At 55.7% G+C, this 19,509-nt stretch carries 20 protein-coding genes; 17 read left to right on the plus strand and 3 right to left on the minus strand.

Going from position 1 to position 19,509, the window contains the following annotated elements; translation table 11 throughout:
- Nucleotides 1–55 precede the first annotated feature (55 nt).
- Together fabB and ABGB15_RS07025 are read left to right on the plus strand one after the other, a co-directional pair.
- Nucleotides 56–1,273, plus strand: a complete 1,218-nt coding sequence (gene fabB / locus ABGB15_RS07020; RefSeq protein ID WP_152081741.1) for a beta-ketoacyl-ACP synthase I — start codon at nt 56–58, stop codon at nt 1,271–1,273.
- Between the two features lie 205 nt (nt 1,274–1,478).
- The gene (locus tag ABGB15_RS07025; RefSeq protein WP_215723803.1) at nt 1,479–2,657 is read left to right on the plus strand and encodes an MFS transporter; all 1,179 of its coding nucleotides are present in this window, start codon (nt 1,479–1,481) and stop codon (nt 2,655–2,657) included.
- Nucleotides 2,658–2,741: 84 nt separating this feature from the next.
- Here the strand turns inward: ABGB15_RS07025 and flk are convergent, their stop codons facing one another.
- Entirely contained in the window at nt 2,742–3,746 is a 1,005-nt protein-coding gene (gene flk / locus ABGB15_RS07030) for a flagella biosynthesis regulator Flk (protein WP_215723804.1), read from the minus strand.
- A gap of 113 nt (nt 3,747–3,859) precedes the next feature.
- Here flk and pdxB point away from each other — a divergent pair, with 113 nt between their 5' ends.
- The 15 genes from pdxB to hisP all read left to right on the plus strand — a co-directional run bounded on the left by pdxB (nt 3,860) and on the right by hisP (nt 17,953).
- Complete coding sequence (gene pdxB, locus ABGB15_RS07035; RefSeq protein WP_215723805.1) at nt 3,860–4,996, plus strand: 4-phosphoerythronate dehydrogenase PdxB; 1,137 nt, start codon at nt 3,860–3,862, stop codon at nt 4,994–4,996.
- Nucleotides 4,997–5,063: 67 nt separating this feature from the next.
- Nucleotides 5,064–6,077 (plus strand): aspartate-semialdehyde dehydrogenase, encoded by a 1,014-nt coding sequence (locus ABGB15_RS07040; protein WP_152081737.1) that lies wholly within the window; start codon nt 5,064–5,066, stop codon nt 6,075–6,077.
- Complete coding sequence (gene truA, locus ABGB15_RS07045) at nt 6,077–6,889, plus strand: tRNA pseudouridine(38-40) synthase TruA (protein ID WP_215723806.1); 813 nt, start codon at nt 6,077–6,079, stop codon at nt 6,887–6,889. Before ABGB15_RS07040 ends, truA begins: the two co-directional genes overlap by 1 nt.
- A gap of 28 nt (nt 6,890–6,917) precedes the next feature.
- Nucleotides 6,918–7,577, plus strand: a complete 660-nt coding sequence (locus ABGB15_RS07050) for a DedA family protein (protein ID WP_008502599.1) — start codon at nt 6,918–6,920, stop codon at nt 7,575–7,577.
- Nucleotides 7,578–7,731: 154 nt separating this feature from the next.
- Nucleotides 7,732–8,637 carry an acetyl-CoA carboxylase, carboxyltransferase subunit beta gene (accD, locus tag ABGB15_RS07055; protein ID WP_152081735.1) on the plus strand — a complete coding sequence of 302 codons (906 nt, stop codon included), beginning with the start codon at nt 7,732–7,734 and terminating at the stop codon, nt 8,635–8,637.
- 70 nt (nt 8,638–8,707) lie between these two features.
- Entirely contained in the window at nt 8,708–9,976 is a 1,269-nt protein-coding gene (gene folC / locus ABGB15_RS07060) for a bifunctional tetrahydrofolate synthase/dihydrofolate synthase (protein WP_215723807.1), read from the plus strand.
- The gene (dedD, locus tag ABGB15_RS07065) at nt 9,966–10,652 is read left to right on the plus strand and encodes a cell division protein DedD (RefSeq protein WP_215723808.1); all 687 of its coding nucleotides are present in this window, start codon (nt 9,966–9,968) and stop codon (nt 10,650–10,652) included. Before folC ends, dedD begins: the two co-directional genes overlap by 11 nt.
- A 254-nt stretch (nt 10,653–10,906) precedes the next feature.
- Nucleotides 10,907–11,395, plus strand: coding sequence for a colicin V production protein (gene cvpA, locus ABGB15_RS07070; RefSeq protein ID WP_000262116.1), 489 nt, complete (start codon nt 10,907–10,909; stop codon nt 11,393–11,395).
- A 33-nt stretch (nt 11,396–11,428) separates the two neighbouring features.
- Nucleotides 11,429–12,946: an amidophosphoribosyltransferase gene (gene purF, locus ABGB15_RS07075; protein WP_152081732.1), complete on the plus strand. Its 1,518-nt coding sequence runs from the start codon at nt 11,429–11,431 to the stop codon at nt 12,944–12,946.
- A gap of 88 nt (nt 12,947–13,034) precedes the next feature.
- Nucleotides 13,035–13,604 (plus strand): UbiX family flavin prenyltransferase, encoded by a 570-nt coding sequence (locus ABGB15_RS07080; protein WP_215723809.1) that lies wholly within the window; start codon nt 13,035–13,037, stop codon nt 13,602–13,604.
- 290 nt (nt 13,605–13,894) lie between these two features.
- Complete coding sequence (gene argT, locus ABGB15_RS07085) at nt 13,895–14,677, plus strand: lysine/arginine/ornithine ABC transporter substrate-binding protein ArgT (protein WP_152081730.1); 783 nt, start codon at nt 13,895–13,897, stop codon at nt 14,675–14,677.
- 226 nt (nt 14,678–14,903) lie between these two features.
- Nucleotides 14,904–15,686, plus strand: coding sequence for a histidine ABC transporter substrate-binding protein HisJ (gene hisJ, locus ABGB15_RS07090; protein WP_152081729.1), 783 nt, complete (start codon nt 14,904–14,906; stop codon nt 15,684–15,686).
- Between the two features lie 88 nt (nt 15,687–15,774).
- Nucleotides 15,775–16,461: a histidine ABC transporter permease HisQ gene (locus tag ABGB15_RS07095; RefSeq protein ID WP_215723810.1), complete on the plus strand. Its 687-nt coding sequence runs from the start codon at nt 15,775–15,777 to the stop codon at nt 16,459–16,461.
- A complete protein-coding gene (locus ABGB15_RS07100; RefSeq protein ID WP_010433272.1) occupies nt 16,458–17,171 on the plus strand; it encodes an ABC transporter permease in 714 nt (237 codons plus the stop codon). Before ABGB15_RS07095 ends, ABGB15_RS07100 begins: the two co-directional genes overlap by 4 nt.
- Nucleotides 17,172–17,179: 8 nt before the next feature.
- Complete coding sequence (hisP, locus tag ABGB15_RS07105) at nt 17,180–17,953, plus strand: histidine ABC transporter ATP-binding protein HisP (protein WP_152081726.1); 774 nt, start codon at nt 17,180–17,182, stop codon at nt 17,951–17,953.
- A gap of 98 nt (nt 17,954–18,051) precedes the next feature.
- Here hisP and ABGB15_RS07110 read toward each other — a convergent pair whose 3' ends face one another.
- Together ABGB15_RS07110 and ABGB15_RS07115 are read right to left on the minus strand one after the other, a co-directional pair.
- Nucleotides 18,052–18,561 carry a GNAT family N-acetyltransferase gene (locus ABGB15_RS07110; RefSeq protein ID WP_215723821.1) on the minus strand — a complete coding sequence of 170 codons (510 nt, stop codon included), beginning with the start codon at nt 18,559–18,561 and terminating at the stop codon, nt 18,052–18,054.
- A gap of 44 nt (nt 18,562–18,605) precedes the next feature.
- Nucleotides 18,606–19,499, minus strand: coding sequence for a TIGR01777 family oxidoreductase (locus tag ABGB15_RS07115; protein ID WP_215723811.1), 894 nt, complete (start codon nt 19,497–19,499; stop codon nt 18,606–18,608).
- Nucleotides 19,500–19,509 lie beyond the last annotated feature (10 nt).

A 19,509-nucleotide genomic window follows, 5' to 3' on the forward strand; every position in this document is an offset into this window, starting at 1 on the left:
TGTACGCTATTGTGCGACTCGAAACTTATTATAGTGCGACTTACAGAGGTATTGAATGAAACGTGCAGTGATTACTGGCCTGGGCATTGTTTCCAGCATCGGTAATAACCAGCAGGAAGTCCTGGCATCTCTGCGTGAAGGACGCTCCGGGATCACTTTCTCTGAAGAGTTTAAAGATTCGGGAATGCGTAGCCACGTATGGGGTAACGTCAAACTGGACACCACCGGTTTGATTGACCGTAAAGTGGTTCGTTTCATGAACGATGCCTCTATCTACGCCTATCTTTCCATGCAGGAAGCGATCAAAGATGCTGGCCTGAGCGAAGACGTTTATCAGAACAACCCACGCGTGGGTCTGATTGCCGGTTCCGGCGGTTCGTCTAAAGCGCAGGTATTCGGTGCGGACGCGATGCGTAGCCCGCGCGGCCTGAAAGCGGTGGGTCCATACGTTGTGACCAAAGCGATGGGTTCAGCGGTTTCTGCCTGCCTCGCCACGCCGTTCAAAATCCACGGCGTTAACTACTCCATCAGCTCTGCGTGTGCAACGTCTGCACACTGTATCGGTAACGCGGTCGAGCAGATCCAGCTGGGTAAACAGGACATCGTGTTTGCTGGCGGCGGCGAAGAGCTGGGCTGGGAAATGGCCTGTGAGTTCGATGCGATGGGCGCACTGTCCACCAAATACAACGAAACGCCGGAAAAAGCATCCCGTACCTATGATGCACACCGTGACGGTTTCATTATCGCTGGCGGCGGCGGTATGGTTGTGGTTGAAGAGCTGGAACACGCGCTGGCACGCGGTGCACACATCTACGCTGAGATCGTGGGCTACGGCGCAACGTCCGATGGCGCTGATATGGTTGCACCATCCGGTGAAGGCGCAGTGCGTTGCATGAAGATGGCGATGCACGGTGTTGATACGCCAATCGACTACCTGAACTCTCACGGTACTTCTACTCCGGTAGGCGACGTGAAAGAGCTGGGCGCGATCCGCGAAGTGTTCGGCGACAACAGCCCGGCTATCTCTGCAACCAAAGCCATGACCGGCCACTCTCTGGGTGCGGCTGGCGTGCAGGAAGCGATTTACTCTCTGCTGATGCTGGAAAACGGCTTTATCGCGCCAAGCATCAACATCGAAGAGATGGACGAGCAGGCGGCTGGCCTGAACATCGTCACTAAACCAACGGATGCGACGCTGACTACCGTCATGTCCAACAGCTTCGGTTTCGGCGGAACTAACGCCACGCTGGTGATGCGTAAGCTGAAAGCGTAAGTTTCACGCTTTGTGAGAAAGGAGCCTGATGGCTCCTTTTTTTATGCATTGACAACCAGCTGATCTCACAGGCAAACTTCACACCTCAACATTATCCTCACGATAATGCGTAAGCGTTTAACGTCATCCAACGCACCTTAATCCTGATAGTCAGGTAGAGGGGGCGTGGCTTTTCCCCGCCTTACTCTTCATTTCGGAGTAAAGCATGACTGCAGTAATTCAAACAGAAACAACCTCTTCAGCGAACGTCTCGCTGTTTCGTATCGCGTTTGCGGTATTCCTGACCTATATGACCGTTGGCCTGCCTCTGCCGGTGATCCCGTTGTTCGTTCACCAGGAGCTGGGCTATGGCAACACCCTGGTTGGCATCGCCGTGGGTATTCAGTTTTTAGCCACGGTGTTAACCCGCGGTTATGCCGGACGCCTGGCCGATCAGCACGGGGCAAAACGCTCGGCGCTGCAGGGCATGTTCGCCTGCGGGCTGGCAGGCGGGGCGTGGCTGTTAGCCGCGTTGCTGCCGGTGGAGCCGATGTACAAATTTGCACTGCTGGTTGTGGGGCGCTTAATCCTCGGCTTTGGTGAGAGCCAGTTGCTGACCGGCACTCTGACCTGGGGAATGGGGCTGGTAGGTCCTGCGCGTTCGGGCAAAGTGATGTCCTGGAACGGCATGGCCATCTATGGCGCACTGGCAGCAGGCGCGCCGCTTGGGTTGCTCATCCACAGTCAGTTTGGGTTTGCCGCACTAGCCGGAACCACAATGGTGCTGCCGCTCCTGGCGTGGGCGTTCAACGGTTCAGTACGCAAAGTGCCGGCCCATAAAGGCGAACGTCCTTCGCTCTGGAGCGTGGTCGGCCAAATCTGGCAGCCGGGCCTTGGGCTGGCGCTGCAGGGCGTGGGTTTTGCGGTGATTGGCACCTTCGTTTCACTGTACTTTATGAGCCGCGGCTGGGCGATGGCGGGCTTTACGCTCACCGCATTTGGCGGCGCGTTCGTCATGATGCGCGTGCTGTTTGGCTGGATGCCGGATCGCTTTGGCGGCGTGAAGGTTGCTGTCGTATCCCTGATGATTGAGACGGTGGGTCTGCTGCTGCTCTGGCATGCTCCGGTGGCACCTGTTGCGCTGTTGGGGGCCGCACTGACCGGCTGCGGTTGCTCGCTGATCTTCCCGGCGCTCGGCGTTGAGGTGGTCAAACGCGTCGCGCCGCAGGTCCGCGGCACGGCGCTCGGCGGTTATGCGGCGTTTCAGGATATCTCATACGGCGTGACCGGGCCGCTGGCAGGGCTGCTGGCCACGTCGTTTGGCTACCCGTCTGTCTTCCTGGCCGGTGCGGTTTCTGCGGTGGTGGGGATCGTGGTGACGCTGGTGGCGTTTCGCAGGTCGTAGTTTTTGCCTGGTGGCGCTTCGCTTACCAGGCCTACAAACGTGCGAAGCGTAGGCCGGGTAAGGCGTAGCCGTCACCCGGCAGTTTTAAGCAACCAGCCAGAAAATCGCCAGCGCAATCATCAGCGCAATAAACATCAACCCTGGACGGGCAGACAGCGTTCTGAACGTTTCCACCACTGGCGCAAACAGCGGGCTGTAAATGGGCTGAATGTTGCGCACGTCCGGCACTCCGCCTTCCCGTTCGCTACGGCGAATAAAGATCTGATTCAGCAAATCCTGCACCTGCGCGGTAGTCAGCACCGTCTGCGGTGTGGCCTGCCACGTTTGCTGGGCATAGTCCCGAATTGCCTCAAATTCGTGCCGTTCGAGTGGCTGTTTAAGCGCCGCCTGCACCGTATGTAGCGTGGGGGAGGTCTGGGTGCTGAGCGTCTGACGTGCCTGCAGCCAGGTCACCAGATGGGTGAACTGTTTCGCCGGAATCAACTCTCCGCTTTTTACGCCAGACAATTCCAGCATCGATTGCCAGATCAGTTTTGTTGACTCGCCGGTAGCGGCGGCCAGTCTGGTCACCATCTGATTGAGCGTGTTGTGCTCCGCTGGCAGCAGCGGCCGCTCGGTCGCCGGGCGCTGTTGCGGTTGAGGAATAGAGAGTTGATTGCTTTGCAGCAGCGTCAGCACGGTTTTCAGCTGATCCGCCGTAAGCTGGCTCAGCGCGGTATGACCAAACTGTTGACGAATAAAATCACTCACCGCCTGACGGTTGTTCCCCTGACCTAACAGCTCAGTCAGCTGCGAGACTATCTGGCGGGTGGTGTGGTTTTGTTGTGCAGCGTTAATACGTTGATTCAGGTTTTGTTCAGCGGCGGGGAAGTGGCGCGACTGCAAAGGCGCATCGTTTCTGACGCCCAAATCATGCTTTACGCCCGCCCATACCTCGGCATTTTGCTGAGAGGTCAGCGCAATCAGGCGCGTGATCAGTCGCTCCAGCACGGTGCGCTGTTGCGTGGATAGCGGTTGTTCACCTGCAACGTTTGGCGTGACAGGGCCTTCACCCGGAGGGCGTGGCGGCGTACCTGAAATAGGCTGCATCGTCAAAAATCCTTAAAGTCAAAACTCAGCGTTAACCCGGCATACGTATATGCCTGGCGGCGAGATTATGGCACACTTGGCAGGTTTTCTTCCTCTCAAACAGGTACTCAGACGTGAAAATCCTCGTTGATGAAAATATGCCTTACGCCCGCGAGCTATTCAGCCGCCTGGGCGATGTTAAGGCTGTCCCTGGTCGCCCAATTCCGGTCAACGAACTGGATGATGCCGACGCGCTGATGGTGCGTTCGGTGACCAAAGTAAATGAGGCGTTGCTCGCTGGCAAAGCGATTAAGTTTGTCGGGACTGCAACGGCCGGGACCGATCATGTGGATGACAAATGGCTTAAACAGGCGGGGATTGGCTTCTCTGCTGCGCCAGGCTGTAATGCCATTGCCGTGGTGGAATATGTTTTCTCCTCGTTACTGATGCTGGCCGAGCGTGACGGCTTTGCGCTGCAAGACCGCACGGTGGGCATAGTTGGTGTGGGCAACGTAGGCGGACGCCTGCAAAAACGTCTCGAAGCTCTGGGCATTCGCACTCTGCTGTGCGATCCGCCGCGTAAAGATAACGGTGATGAAGGGGATTTCCGCGCGCTGGATGAGCTGGTTGCACAGTGCGATGTGCTCACCTTCCACACGCCGCTGTTTAAAGAGGGGCCGTATAAGTCGCTGCACCTGGCCGATGAGGCGCTGATTCGCCGTCTGAAGGCTGGCACTATTCTGATAAATGCCTGCCGCGGCCCGGTGGTGGATAACGCTGCGCTGCTGAAATGTCTGGAAGAGGGGCAGGATGTAAGCGTGGTGCTGGATGTCTGGGAGCCGGAGCCGGATCTCAACGTCTCTCTGCTTGAGAAAGTGGACATCGCCACCGCGCATATCGCTGGTTACACGCTTGAAGGTAAAGCGCGCGGTACGACGCAGGTCTTTGAGGCCTACAGCGCCTTTATCGGCCATCCGCAGCAGGTGGCGCTGGATACCTTACTCCCTGCTCCTGAGTTCGGGCGCATTACCCTGCATGGTCCGCTGGATCAGGCAACGCTGAAAAGGCTGGTGCATTTGGTGTATGATGTGCGCCGCGATGACGCGCTGCTGCGTAAATCAGCGGCTATTCCGGGTGAGTTTGATAAGCTGCGCAAGAACTACGTTGAGCGCCGCGAGTGGTCTTCCCTGTATGTGATGTGCGACGACGCAACGGCGGCGGCGCTGCTACATAAACTGGGTTTTAACGCCGTTCACCATCCGGCACGTTAATATCTTCTTAATGCTCCCTGTTGGCTATACCGACAGGGACGCTTTTTTATTTCTGGAGTAAACCACCATGTCTGAAGGCTGGAACATTGCCATTTTAGGTGCCACGGGTGCCGTGGGTGAAGCCCTGCTCGAAACCCTTGCTGAGCGTCAGTTCCCGGTGGGTGAGATTTACGCACTGGCGCGTACCGACAGCGCGGGCGAGCATCTGCGTTTTGGCGGTAAATCCGTCATGGTTCAGGACGCGGCCGAATTCGACTGGACCCAGGCGCAGCTGGCATTTTTCGCGGCGGGCGCTGAAGCTACCGCCTCTTACATTGAAGAGGCCACCAATGCGGGCAGTCTGGTGATTGATCTGAGCGGCCTGTTCTCAATGGAGCCGGATGTCCCGCTGGTGGTGCCGGACGTGAACCCGTTTGTGCTGGCTGACTATCGTAATCGTAACATCATCGCGGTGCCGAACAGCCTGACCAGCCAGTTGCTTACCGCGCTGAAACCGTTGATCGACGACGGTGGCCTGTCGCGCATTACCGTGACCAGCCTGCTGTCTGCCTCTGCCAGTGGCAAAAAAGCGGTCGACGCGCTGGCAGGGCAGAGCGCGAAACTGCTGAACGGCGTTCCGATTGACGAAGACGATTTCTTTGGCCGCCAGCTTGCGTTCAATATGTTGCCATTGCTGCCGGATCGTGAAGGATCGGTGCGTGAAGAGCGCCGCATCGTCGATGAAGCGCGTAAAATTCTGCAGGATGACGGCCTGATGATCTCCGCCAGTTGCGTGCAGTCGCCGGTGTTTTACGGTCACGCACAGATGGTGAACTTTGAAGCCTTGCGTCCGCTGGCGGCAGAAGAAGCGCGCGATGCGTTTGGCCGTGGCGAAGATATTGTGCTCTCTGAAGAGAGTGAATTCCCGACGCAGGTGGGCGATGCCACCGGCAGCGCGCATCTCTCGGTTGGCTGCGTGCGTAACGATTACGGTATGCCGGAGCAGGTTCAGTTCTGGTCGGTTGCCGATAACGTTCGCTTCGGCGGCGCGCTGATGGCAGTCAAAATTGCCGAGAAACTGGTGCAGGAGTACCTGTACTGATGTCGGAAGTAGAACAAAAGCCGGTCCATAAAATTGCCCTCGGCATTGAGTACGATGGCAGTAAATATTATGGCTGGCAGCGTCAGAATGAGGTGCGCAGCGTCCAGGAAAAGCTGGAGAAAGCGCTCTCTCAGGTGGCGAATGAGCCGATTAACGTCTTCTGCGCGGGCCGCACCGACGCCGGCGTTCACGGCACGGGGCAGGTGGTTCACTTTGAAACTACCGCCGTGCGAAAGGATGCTGCCTGGACGCTCGGCGTAAATGCGAATTTGCCTGGTGACATCGCGGTGCGTTGGGTGAAAGCTGTGCCGGATGATTTTCACGCCCGTTTCAGCGCGACCGCGCGCCGTTACCGCTATGTCATCTACAATCAGCGTTTGCGTCCGGCGGTGTTAAGCCAGGGCGTGACGCATTTTTATGAACCGCTTGATGCTGAACGCATGCATCGCGCGGCGCAGTGTTTGACTGGAGAAAATGACTTTACGTCGTTCCGTGCAGTGCAGTGTCAGTCCCGCACGCCGTGGCGTAACGTCATGCACATAAACGTCAGTCGTTTTGGCGCGTATGTGGTGGTCGATATCAAAGCCAATGCCTTTGTACATCATATGGTGCGGAATATTGTTGGCAGCCTGATGGAAGTAGGTGCCGGACACCAGCCGGAGAGCTGGATTGCAGAACTGCTGGCAGCGAAGGACAGAACGCTTGCGGCAGCAACGGCGAAAGCGGAAGGGCTGTATCTGGTCTCGGTAGATTATCCGGACCGGTTTGACCTGCCAAAACCGCCAATGGGCCCGCTGTTTTTAGCGGACTAAACAAAGGTGCAATTAAGGCTTAGACAATATGGACGTAATACGTTTTCTGATTGATTTCATCCTGCATATTGATGTTCATCTGGCAGAGCTGGTCGCGCAGTATGGCGTCTGGGTATATGCCATTCTGTTCCTCATTCTGTTTTGTGAAACCGGTCTGGTTGTTACCCCGTTCCTGCCGGGCGATTCGCTGCTGTTTGTGGCCGGTGCGCTGTCTGCATTGCCAACCAATGACCTGAATGTGCATCTGATGGTGGTGCTGATGGTCATCGCCGCGATTGTCGGTGATGCGGTCAATTACACCATCGGGCGGGTGTTCGGCGAGCGGTTATTCAGCAACCCGGACTCGAAAATTTTCCGCCGCAGCTATTTAGACAAGACTCATGCGTTCTATGAACGTCATGGCGGGAAAACCATTATCCTTGCTCGTTTTGTGCCTATTGTGCGTACATTTGCACCGTTTGTGGCGGGCATGGGGCATATGTCCTATCGTCATTTTGCGATGTACAACGTCGTCGGGGCACTGCTGTGGGTGCTGCTGTTTACCTATGCGGGCTACCTGTTTGGCGATCTGCCTGTGGTTCAGGAAAACCTTAAGTTACTGATTGTAGCGATTATTGTGCTTTCCGTTCTGCCGGGCGTCATTGAAATTATTCGTCATAAACGTGCGGCGGCAAAACAAGCGAAGTAAATGCGCACTGGCGGTTCGACCACTTTTTTATCCAAAGTTTCGGGCTGTTATGTTTTAATGTGCAACATTCATGGTCTGTTGGAGGCAAAAATGGCATTATTCGCCTCTTACAGCAAAACTGGCATACGACCAGGTTCAGGCAGAAAGGTTATCAATGAGCTGGATTGAACGAATTAAAAGCAACATTACCCCGACTCGCAAAGCGAGCATTCCTGAAGGGGTGTGGACGAAGTGTGATAGCTGCGGCCAGGTTCTGTATCGCGCGGAGCTGGAACGCAATCTTGAGGTGTGTCCGAAGTGCGACCACCACATGCGTATGTCGGCGCGTAACCGCCTGCATAGCCTGCTGGACGAAGGCTCTCTGGTAGAGCTGGGTAGCGAACTTGAGCCAAAAGACGTGCTCAAATTCCGCGATTCCAAAAAATACAAAGACCGTCTGGCCTCTGCACAAAAAGAGACTGGCGAGAAAGACGCGCTGATCGTCATGAAAGGCACCCTGCATGAGATGCCGGTTGTTGCCGCAGCGTTTGAGTTCTCCTTTATGGGCGGCTCAATGGGCTCTGTGGTCGGTGCGCGTTTCGTGCGTGCCGTAGAGCAGGCGCTGGAAGATAACTGCCCGCTGATCTGCTTCTCCGCCTCCGGTGGCGCGCGTATGCAGGAAGCGCTGATGTCCCTGATGCAGATGGCGAAAACCTCTGCAGCGCTGGCGAAAATGCAGGAGCGTGGTCTGCCGTATATCTCCGTGCTGACCGACCCAACCATGGGGGGCGTCTCTGCAAGTTTCGCGATGCTGGGCGATCTCAACATCGCTGAGCCTAAAGCACTGATCGGCTTTGCCGGTCCTCGCGTTATCGAGCAGACGGTTCGTGAAAAACTGCCGCCGGGCTTCCAGCGCAGTGAGTTCCTCATCGAGAAAGGCGCTATCGACATGATCGTCCGCCGCCCGGAAATGCGCCTGAAACTGGCAAGCATCCTGGCGAAGCTGATGAATCTGCCATCGCCAAACCCGGATGAGCCGCGCGAAGGCGTGGTCGTACCGGATCAGGAACCCGAGGCCTGATAACTGAAAAGGGCAGGGCCGGTTGGCGCTGCCCTTTTGCTTTCTAAACCGTTAATGACAACCGGGCATTATGGAAAATAAAAGCATTCCCCAAGCCACGTCGCCCCTCGCCGCGTGGCTTTCTTATCTGGAAAACCTGCACAGTAAAACCATCGATATGGGGCTTGAGCGCGTAAGCCAGGTCGCCGCGCGTCTTGATGTGCTGAAACCCGCGCCTTTCGTGTTTACCGTTGCCGGAACTAACGGCAAAGGCACCACCTGCCGCACGCTGGAATCGGTTTTGATGGCAGCCGGTTATAAGGTTGGCGTTTACAGCTCTCCGCATCTGGTGCGTTATACCGAGCGCGTGCGGGTGCAAAATACCGAACTGCCGGAATCGGCACATACTGCGTCGTTCGCGGAAATTGAAGCGGCGCGCGGTGAGATCTCCTTAACCTATTTTGAATACGGCACTTTGTCGGCGCTTTGGCTGTTCAAACAGGCGCAGCTGGACGTAGTCATTCTGGAAGTTGGCTTAGGCGGGCGTCTGGATGCCACCAATATGGTGGATGCGGACGTGGCGGTGGTCACCAGCATCGCGCTGGATCATACCGACTGGCTGGGGCCGGATCGTGAAAGCATTGGCCGTGAGAAAGCCGGTATTTTCCGCGCAGGTAAACCTGCCGTTGTGGGCGAACCGGATATGCCGCACACTATTGCAGACGTTGCAAACGAGAAGGGCGCACGTTTGCTGCGTCGCGGTGTGGACTGGCAGTATGACGTAACAGCCGATGGCTGGCGCTTTAGCGATGCGCAGGGCACGCTGGACAACCTGCCATTGCCGCAGGTGCCGCAGCCTAACGCCGCCACCGCGCTGGCAGCGCTGCGTGCCAGCAACCTTACGGTGAGCGAACAGGCGATCCGCGAGGGCATCCAGAATGCTCTCCTGCCGGGGCGTTTCCAGATTGTCAGTGAGTCTCCGCGTCTGATTCTGGACGTGGCGCATAACCCGCATGCGGCGGCGTATCTCGCAGGACGTCTCAAATCGTTACCAAAAACCGGGCGCGTGCTGGCAGTTATCGGTATGCTTCATGATAAAGATATCGGCGGCACGCTGGCCTGCATGGAGAGTGTGGTCGATAGCTGGTATTGTGCTCCTCTGGAGGGGCCGCGTGGTGCCACGGCTGAACAATTGATGGAACATCTCAGCAAAGGTGCAATCTACAATAGCGTGGCGCAGGCCTGGCATGCCGCGATGGCGGATGCTAAACCAGAAGATACCGTGCTGGTGTGTGGCTCATTCCACACGGTGGCACATGTCATGGAAGTGATGGACGCGGGGAGAACCGGTGGCGAGTAAGTTTCAGAACCGTTTAACAGGAACGATTGTGCTGGTCGCGCTCGGGGTGATTATTCTCCCCGGACTGCTCGACGGGCAGAAAAAGCATTACCAGGATGAGTTTGCGGCCATTCCGCTGGTGCCAAAACCGGGCGATCGTGACGAGCCCGATATGCTGCCCGCAGCGACGCAGGCACTTCCTGCTCAGCCGCCAGAAGGTGCAGCGGAAGAAGTCCGGGCGGGCGATGCGGCAGCGCCGTCTCTTGATCCGTCGCGTCTGGCGGCGAATAACAATATTGAGATTGATCCGGTTCCGGTAGAGCAGCCTAAACCTGTCGAAAAACCAAAGCCGGTTGAAAAGCCGCAGCCAAAACCGCAACGGGATAAAGCGGCAGAGCAGCTGGCGGCTGCGTCAGAAACGCCACCACCGGCGAAACAAGACGCGGCACCCACCGGAAAAGCCTACGTTGTGCAGCTCGGCGCACTAAAAAATGCCGATAAAGTTAATGAGGTCGTGGGTAAACTGCGCAGTGCGGGATATCGTGTTTACACTTCACCTTCCACGCCGGTGCAGGGTAAAATTACCCGCATCCTCATAGGGCCGGAAGCGTCGAAAGATAAGCTGAAAGGATCGCTTGGCGAACTGAAGCAAATCTCCGGGCTGAGCGGCGTGGTGATGAATTACAGCGCGAACTGATTAAGATCTACCCCTCACCCCGGCCCTCTCCCCAACGGGGAGAGGGTGAAAATCGCATCGAGCTTGTTTGTATCAGACTGCATCGTACAGTCCCCTCTCCCCTTTGGGGAGAGGGTTAGGGTGAGGGGGCGTTGAACATTTTTTCAGCGCCTTTTTTATTTACGCGCGGGAAGGAAATCCCTACGCAAACGTTTTCTTTTTCTGTTAGAATTCGCCCCGAACTGGATGACAGGGCGTTAAATCGTGGGACACATATGGTCTGGATTGATTACGCCATCATTGCGGTGATTGGTTTTTCCTGTCTGGTTAGCCTGATCCGTGGCTTTGTTCGTGAAGCGTTATCGCTGGTGACTTGGGGTTGTGCTTTCTTTGTTGCCAGTCATTACTACACTTACCTGTCTGTCTGGTTCACGGGCTTTGAAGATGAACTGGTCCGAAACGGAATCGCCATCGCGGTGCTGTTTATCGCGACGCTGATTGTCGGCGCTATCGTCAATTACGTGATAGGCCAGCTGGTCGAGAAAACCGGTCTGTCAGGCACGGACAGGGTGCTTGGCATCTGTTTCGGGGCGTTGCGAGGCGTGCTGATAGTGGCCGCGATACTGTTCTTCCTGGATACCTTCACCGGGTTCTCTAAAAGTGAAGACTGGCAGAAATCGCAGCTCATTCCAGAGTTCAGCTTCATCATCAGATGGTTCTTTGACTATCTGCAAAGCTCGTCAAGTTTCTTGCCCAGGGCATAAACCCTGAGATGTGGCTTAACGAGGAAAAGACGAATGTGCGGTATTGTCGGTATCGCCGGTTTCATGCCGGTAAACCAGTCGATTTATGACGCGTTAACGGTGCTTCAGCACCGTGGGCAGGATGCTGCGGGTATCATCACCATTGATGCAAACAACTGCTTCCGTTTACGTAAGGCGAACGGCCTGGTAAACGATGTGTTTGAAGCCCGCCATATGCAGCGTCTGCAAGGTAATATGGGGATCGGTCACGTTCGTTATCCTACTGCTGGCAGTTCCAGCGCCTCTGAGGCTCAGCCTTTCTACGTTAACTCCCCGTATGGCATCACGCTTGCCCACAACGGCAACCTGACCAACGCGCATGAGCTGCGTAAAAAGCTGTTCGAAGAGAAACGTCGCCACATTAACACCACTTCTGATTCTGAAATCCTGCTCAATATCTTTGCCAGTGAGCTGGATAACTTCCGTCATTATCCGCTGGAAGCCGACAACATCTTTGCCGCCGTTGCTGCAACCAATCGCCTGATCCGTGGGGCTTATGCCTGCGTGGCGATGATTATTGGCCACGGCATGGTGGCCTTCCGCGATCCAAACGGCATTCGTCCACTGGTGCTCGGCAAGCGCGATCTTGGCGATGGCCGCACCGAGTATATGGTGGCCTCCGAAAGCGTGGCGCTGGATACCCTGGGCTTTGAGTTCCTGCGTGACGTTGCGCCGGGCGAAGCGGTCTACATCACCGAGAAGGGCCAGCTGTTTACCCGTCAGTGTGCCGACAACCCGGTCAGCAACCCGTGCCTGTTTGAGTACGTATACTTCGCCCGTCCGGATTCGTTCATTGATAAGATTTCCGTCTACAGCGCGCGCGTGAACATGGGGACCAAACTGGGTGAGAAGATTGCCCGCGAATGGGACGATCTCGACATCGACGTCGTTATCCCGATCCCGGAAACCTCCTGTGATATCGCGCTGGAAATCGCCCGCATTCTGGACAAACCGTACCGTCAGGGCTTTGTGAAAAACCGCTACGTTGGGCGCACCTTTATCATGCCTGGACAGCAGCTTCGCCGTAAGTCAGTGCGTCGCAAGCTGAACGCCAACCGTGCGGAATTCCGCGACAAGAATGTCCTGCTGGTGGATGACTCTATTGTGCGTGGCACCACCTCCGAGCAAATTATCGAGATGGCGCGTGAAGCCGGTGCGAAGAAAGTGTACCTGGCCTCTGCCGCACCGGAAATTCGTTTCCCGAATGTGTACGGCATTGATATGCCGACCGCCAACGAACTGATTGCTCATGGTCGTGAAGTGGACGAAATTCGCCAGATCATCGGGGCCGACGGCCTGATTTTCCAGGATCTGAACGATCTGATCGACGCGGTACGTGCCGAGAATCCGGATATTCAGCAGTTCGAATGCTCCGTGTTTAATGGCATCTACGTGACCAAAGACGTCGACCAGCAGTATCTCGACTACCTTGACTCGCTGCGTAACGACGACGCGAAAGCCGTTCAGCTGCAAAACGATCTTGAAAGTTTAGAGATGCACAACGAAGGTTGATGCCTCTGCAAGTGAGGGTATATGCCCTCACTTGCAACTCCCCGCAAAATCCTGCACAGTCTGCCCTGAATCAGTAAGGGCGAAAATCATGAAACGACTCATTGTAGGGATCAGCGGTGCCAGCGGTGCCATTTACGGCGTCCGTTTGCTGCAGGTGCTGCGCGACGTAGCAAACGTAGAAACCCATCTGGTGATGAGCCAGGCGGCGCGTCAGACCCTTTCCCTCGAAACCGATTTCTCTCTGCGTGATGTTCAGGCGCTGGCGGATGTCGTTCACGATGCGCGTGATATCGCCGCCAGCATCTCCTCCGGCTCGTTCAAAACGGCGGGCATGGTGATTCTGCCTTGTTCGATCAAAACGCTCTCCGGCATTGTGAACAGCTATACCGACACCCTTGTGACGCGCGCGGCGGATGTCGTGCTGAAAGAGCGTCGCCCGCTGGTACTGTGCGTGCGCGAAACGCCGCTGCACCTGGGGCATCTGCGTTTAATGACCCAGGCCGCCGAGCTGGGCGCGGTTATTATGCCGCCGGTGCCGGCGTTCTATCACTGTCCGAAAACGCTGGATGATGTGATTAATCAAACGGTCAATCGTGTTCTTGATCAGTTTGATATTGACCTGCCTGAAGATCTCTTCACACGCTGGCAGGGGGCGTAATTCTGTGCACTACCGATGTGCATGAAAAGAGATGTTGCCCTGTTTCAGGGCAAAACTGCAACCGCGATCATATCCTCGACATTTAATTCGTTTTTTCCCTTTTTCTCTCTCCGGTTCGTTCGGCAGACCTGCTATCTTTCACCATTAAGGCAATATCGCAACGTTTTATTAACATATTTAACGTCGAAATTTTGACCAGACGGCAATGTGGCATAAGACCTGCAAGAGAAGCCTGCAACACAACACACAACACAAACCATAATAAAATCACGGTACTTGAGGGTAAATGTATGAAGAAGACGGTTCTGGCTCTGTCTTTACTCGTGGGATTAAGTGCAGCAGCAGGTAGCTACGCAGCGCTTCCACAGACTGTACGTATCGGTACAGACGCAACCTACGCGCCATTCTCTTCCAAGGATGCGAAAGGCGATTTTGTTGGGTTTGATATCGATCTGGGAAATGAAATGTGCAAACGCATTGCGGTGAAATGCACATGGGTGGGTAGCGACTTCGATGCGTTAATCCCGTCGCTGAAAGCCAAGAAAATTGATGCCATTATCTCCTCTCTCTCCATCACTGAAAAACGTCAGCAGGAGATTGCCTTCTCTGACAAACTTTACGCTGCGGATTCACGTCTGATTGCCGCCAAAGGCTCCCCGATCCAGCCGACCATCGACTCGCTGAAAGGCAAGCATGTGGGCGTACTTCAGGGTTCTACCCAGGAGGGCTACGCCAATGCTAACTGGCGTGAGAAGGGCGTTGATGTGGTGGCCTATCAGAACCAGGATCTGATTTACTCCGACCTTGCAGCAGGACGCCTGGATGCAGCATTCCAGGATGAAGTCGCCGCGAGCGAAGGCTTCCTGAAACAGCCTGCGGGTAAAGACTTCGCCTTTGCTGGCCCGTCCGTGAAAGATAAAAAATACTTTGGCGACGGCACCGGCATTGGCCTGCGTAAAGACGACACCGAGCTGAAAGCTGCCTTCGACAAAGCCTTTGCTGAGCTGCGTAAAGACGGCACCTACGACAAACTGGCAAAGAAATATTTTGACTTCAACGTCTACGGTGATTAATGCCTGACGGCAATGCTTCATTCTGGTGCATTGCAGGTGTGAATGATCCAATATGGTGCAGTTTGTGCACTGTATTGGATCGCTGTGTGCATAGTTAAGCACTAATAATGCAAAAAATACCGTCTGGAAGGCATTAATCTTTGCCTGGCAGAGGGGATTAATGGCACATTAACCACACCCCGTCGTCGTAAAAATCCCGTATGAAGACAGTCTGTTGAGGATAGATATGAAAAAACTGGTGTTGTCACTTTCTCTGGTTCTGGCCTTTTCCAGCGCCACCGCGGCATTCGCAGCGATTCCGCAGAAAATCCGTATTGGTACTGACCCAACCTATGCCCCGTTCGAATCGAAGAATGCGAAGGGGGAGCTGGTGGGTTTTGACATCGATCTGGCCAACGAGCTGTGCAAACGTATTAAAGTACAATGTACCTACGTTGAGAACCCGCTGGATGCGCTGATCCCGTCGCTGAAAGCGAAAAAAATCGACGTGATTATGTCCTCTCTTTCCATCACCGAAAAACGTCAGCAGGAGATTGCCTTCACCGACAAACTCTACGCAGCGGATTCTCGCCTGGTGGTGGCAAACTCCTCTGACATTCAGCCAACGATTGAATCTCTGAAAGGCAAACGCGTGGGCGTGTTGCAGGGCACCACGCAGGAAACCTACGGTAACGAGCACTGGGCACCGAAGGGGATTGAAATTGTCTCCTATCAGGGCCAGGAAAACATCTACGCTGACCTGACGGCAGGCCGTATTGATGCCGCATTCCAGGATGAAGTCGCGGCAAGCGAAGGCTTCCTGAAGCAGCCAGTGGGTAAAGATTACAAGTTCGGCGGTCCGTCCATTAAGGACGAGAAACTCTTTGGCGTCGGCACCGGTATGGGGCTGCGTAAAGAAGACAACGAACTGCGCGAGGCGCTGAATAAAGCGTTTGCTGAAATGCGCGCAGACGGCACCTACGACAAGCTGGCGAAAAAATACTTCGATTTTAATGTTTACGGTGGCTAATTGCCCCGTCAGATAACGTGCGGCCCCTCCCGCAGCGGGAGGGGAAAAGACACGGTTCTACCACTCACGACACGACAGGGCACGCGGTATGTTGTACGGATTTTCTGGCGTTATTTTACAAGGCGCGCTTGTCACCCTTGAGCTGGCTATTAGCTCCGTGGTACTGGCGGTGCTGATAGGTCTGGCGGGCGCGGGGGCGAAGCTGTCGGCCAATAAACCGCTGGCGCTCATTTTTGAAGGCTATACCACGCTGATTCGCGGTGTTCCTGACCTGGTGCTGATGCTGCTGATTTTCTACGGTCTGCAGATCGCGCTAAATAGCGTGACGGATGCCATCGGTATGGGGCAAATCGATATCGATCCGATGGTGGCCGGTATTATCACCCTCGGTTTTATCTACGGCGCATACTTCACTGAAACCTTCCGCGGCGCGTATATGGCAGTGCCGAAGGGGCACATTGAAGCGGCGACCGCCTTCGGGTTTACCGCTTCCCAGACCTTTCGCCGGATCATGTTCCCGGCCATGATGCGCTACGCGCTGCCGGGCATCGGCAACAACTGGCAGGTTATCCTCAAAGCCACGGCGCTGGTCTCGCTGCTCGGCCTGGAAGATGTGGTGAAAGCGACTCAACTGGCGGGTAAAAGTACGTGGGAGCCGTTCTACTTTGCGGTGGTGTGTGGCGTGATTTATCTGGTCTTTACGACCGTCTCCAATGGTGTGCTGCTTCTGCTCGAACGTCGCTACTCCGTGGGTGTGAAGAGGGCTGACCTGTGATTGAGATTATTCAGGAATACTGGAAATCGCTGCTGTGGACAGATGGCTACCGCTTTACCGGCGTGGCGATTACGCTCTGGCTGTTGATTTCGTCTGTGGTGATGGGCGGCATTCTGGCGGTGTTTCTCGCCATCGGCCGCGTGTCGAACAATAAATTTATCCAGTTCCCGATCTGGCTGTTTACCTATGTATTTCGCGGGACGCCGCTATACGTGCAACTGCTGGTGTTCTATTCAGGGATGTATACGCTGGAGATTGTGAAAGGCACCGAGATGCTGAACGCCTTCTTCCGCAGCGGCCTCAACTGTACGGTGCTGGCGTTGACGCTCAACACCTGCGCCTACACCACTGAAATTTTTGCCGGAGCGATTCGCTCCGTACCTTACGGTGAAATCGAAGCGGCGCGTGCGTATGGCTTCTCGTCCGTGAAGCTCTATCGCTGCATCATTCTGCCGTCGGCGCTGCGTATCGCGCTGCCTGCCTACAGCAACGAAGTGATTTTAATGTTGCACTCCACCGCGCTGGCGTTTACCGCGACGGTGCCGGACCTGCTGAAGATCGCCCGCGATATTAACTCCGCGACCTACCAGCCGTTTACCGCCTTTGGCATTGCGGCAGTGCTCTATTTGATTATCTCTTATGTTCTGATTAGCCTGTTCCGTAAGGCTGAAAAACGCTGGTTGCAGCATATAAAACCTTCGACGCACTGAGACTGATGATGGCTGAGAACAAATTAAACGTAATTGATTTGCACAAACGCTACGGCGAACATGAAGTGCTGAAAGGGGTGTCGCTGCAGGCTAATGCGGGCGATGTGATCAGTATTATTGGCTCATCCGGCTCCGGTAAAAGTACCTTCCTGCGCTGCATTAACTTCCTCGAAAAACCGAGTGAAGGCTCGATTGTGGTGAGCGGGCAGAATATCAATCTGGTGCGTGACAAAGACGGCCAGTTGAAGGTGGCAGATAAGAATCAACTCCGCCTGCTGCGCACGCGCCTGACGATGGTGTTCCAGCACTTCAACCTCTGGAGCCACATGACGGTGCTGGAGAACGTGATGGAAGCGCCGATTCAGGTGCTGGGCTTAAGCAAGCAGGAAGCCCGCGAGCGCGCGGTGAAATACCTGGCGAAAGTGGGTATTGATGAGCGCCAGCAGATTAAATATCCGGTGCATCTCTCCGGTGGTCAGCAGCAGCGTGTTTCTATTGCTCGCGCGCTGGCGATGGAACCGGAAGTCTTGCTGTTCGATGAACCGACCTCCGCGCTCGATCCAGAACTCGTCGGCGAAGTGCTGCGCATCATGCAGAAGCTGGCCGAAGAGGGCAAAACGATGGTGGTGGTGACGCACGAGATGGGCTTTGCCCGCAACGTTTCGAACCACGTTATCTTCCTGCATCAGGGAATAATCGAAGAGCAGGGGCATCCGGACGAGGTGCTGGCAAACCCGCAAAGCCCACGTTTGCAGCAGTTCCTGAAAGGCTCGTTGAAGTAAGAGGGCATCAGGTCGCAGTGCAGCCCAATCGCCCGGTGGCGCTTCGCTTACCGGGCCTGCAAAACCGTAGGCCGGGCAAACGCAGTGCCGCCCGGCATTCAGGCCGCACCGCACTCCAGCCGATACACCCAGTCGTCATAGCGCACGCCGTCAATTTCATACGCCTTTTCCAGCACCTGCGTACGCACAAATCCCGCTTTCTCCAGCACCCGCACCGACCCGCCGTTATCCGCCAGCACATAGGCGTTAATCGCCTTCACGCCCGTCTGGTTAAACGCGTAATCGCACACCGCACGCAGCGCCTCGCTGGCAATACCTTTCCCCTGCGCCGCGGGCACAACCGTGTAGCCGATATCCGCCTCTTCGCGGTTTTCGGGGCTGATTTGCAGGCCGATATCGCCGAGCGGCGTATCGTCATCCCGAAAGCGGATCACGAAGACATGCTCCGCCATTAGTCGTGCGGCAAACACGCGTCGGGTCTCTTTTTCGGGAGCAATCGCGGCCATATAGCGCATGATGTCGCGGTTTTCGCGCAGCGAGCGGAAAAACGCCCAGTCAGAGGGTTCAAATGGAGTGAGGTGAAGCCGGGGAGTGGTGATTGTTGCCATCATTACGCCATTTCATCGGGACATGGCGTATGACTGTAACATATTCACCGCACCACATCCCCCAGCGCCTCTTCTAAGTCATACCAGCGGAACGCAAACCCGGATGCTTCTAATCTTTTCGGTAGCGCGCGCTGGCCACCCAGCACCAGCACCGACGATTCCCCCATTAACAGCCGAATTGCGGTGGCCGGCACACGCAGCACCGCCGGACGATGCAGGGCATGCCCCAACGCATGGGCGAACTGCTCATTACGCACCGGGTAAGGGGAGACCATATTAAACGGCCCGCGAAGATCGTTATCCAGCAGCCAGATAATACCGTTCACCATATCTTCGATATGAATCCAGGCCAGATACTGACGACCATTGCCGATTGGGCCACCGAGACCGAGCTTAAAGGGAGGAAGCATTTTCGCCAGAATACCGCCTTTCGGCGCGAGCACGACGCCGGTTCGCAGCAGGCAGACGCGGGTGATGTCGCTCTGCGCGGCACAGGCGATGCGCTCCCACTGGGCGCAGAGTTTATGGGTAAATTCGTTGTGCGGTGGCTCTTCTTCCGTTACCACCACTTCGCCGAGATCGCCGTAATAGCCCGCAGCCGAGCCTGAAATCAGTACCGACGGCGGCGTCTGGCTGTTGCGGATAAGCTCAACCAGCTTCTCGGTGATGTTCCACCGGCTGCTGCACAAACGCTGCTTTTGCTCTTCGGTCCAGCGCTTATCGGCGATCGGTTCGCCTGCAAGGTTGATAACGGCGTCGAAGCCGTCCAGATTCTGCCGATCCGCCAGCCCTTTCCAGATATCAACGCCGGTTCCCAGCACCTGTCGGGCTTTCTCCGGGCTGCGCGTGACCACGGTGATATCGTGATGGAGTTCTTGCAGGCGAGGAATGAGATGGCGTCCGATCAGGCCCGTACCGCCGGTCAGCAGAATCTTCATACAACCTCCA

The sequence above is a fragment of the Enterobacter sp. MALB-1 genome (assembly GCF_041021625.1).
Taxonomy (GTDB): Bacteria; Pseudomonadota; Gammaproteobacteria; order Enterobacterales; family Enterobacteriaceae; genus Enterobacter; species Enterobacter oligotrophicus.

Bases quoted from the DNA above. Each gene is read 5' to 3' on its own strand.
- fabB (WP_152081741.1), top strand. From the start codon at position 56: ATGAAACGTGCAGTGATTACTGGCCTGGGCATTGTTTCCAGCATCGGT.
- ABGB15_RS07025 (WP_215723803.1), top strand. From the start codon at position 1,479: ATGACTGCAGTAATTCAAACAGAAACAACCTCTTCAGCGAACGTCTCG.
- flk (WP_215723804.1), bottom strand. From the start codon at position 3,746: ATGCAGCCTATTTCAGGTACGCCGCCACGCCCTCCGGGTGAAGGCCCT.
- ABGB15_RS07040 (WP_152081737.1), top strand. From the start codon at position 5,064: ATGTCTGAAGGCTGGAACATTGCCATTTTAGGTGCCACGGGTGCCGTG.
- truA (WP_215723806.1), top strand. From the start codon at position 6,077: ATGTCGGAAGTAGAACAAAAGCCGGTCCATAAAATTGCCCTCGGCATT.
- ABGB15_RS07050 (WP_008502599.1), top strand. From the start codon at position 6,918: ATGGACGTAATACGTTTTCTGATTGATTTCATCCTGCATATTGATGTT.
- accD (WP_152081735.1), top strand. From the start codon at position 7,732: ATGAGCTGGATTGAACGAATTAAAAGCAACATTACCCCGACTCGCAAA.
- folC (WP_215723807.1), top strand. From the start codon at position 8,708: ATGGAAAATAAAAGCATTCCCCAAGCCACGTCGCCCCTCGCCGCGTGG.
- cvpA (WP_000262116.1), top strand. From the start codon at position 10,907: ATGGTCTGGATTGATTACGCCATCATTGCGGTGATTGGTTTTTCCTGT.
- purF (WP_152081732.1), top strand. From the start codon at position 11,429: ATGTGCGGTATTGTCGGTATCGCCGGTTTCATGCCGGTAAACCAGTCG.
- ABGB15_RS07080 (WP_215723809.1), top strand. From the start codon at position 13,035: ATGAAACGACTCATTGTAGGGATCAGCGGTGCCAGCGGTGCCATTTAC.
- argT (WP_152081730.1), top strand. From the start codon at position 13,895: ATGAAGAAGACGGTTCTGGCTCTGTCTTTACTCGTGGGATTAAGTGCA.
- hisJ (WP_152081729.1), top strand. From the start codon at position 14,904: ATGAAAAAACTGGTGTTGTCACTTTCTCTGGTTCTGGCCTTTTCCAGC.
- ABGB15_RS07095 (WP_215723810.1), top strand. From the start codon at position 15,775: ATGTTGTACGGATTTTCTGGCGTTATTTTACAAGGCGCGCTTGTCACC.
- hisP (WP_152081726.1), top strand. From the start codon at position 17,180: ATGGCTGAGAACAAATTAAACGTAATTGATTTGCACAAACGCTACGGC.
- ABGB15_RS07110 (WP_215723821.1), bottom strand. From the start codon at position 18,561: ATGGCAACAATCACCACTCCCCGGCTTCACCTCACTCCATTTGAACCC.
- ABGB15_RS07115 (WP_215723811.1), bottom strand. From the start codon at position 19,499: ATGAAGATTCTGCTGACCGGCGGTACGGGCCTGATCGGACGCCATCTC.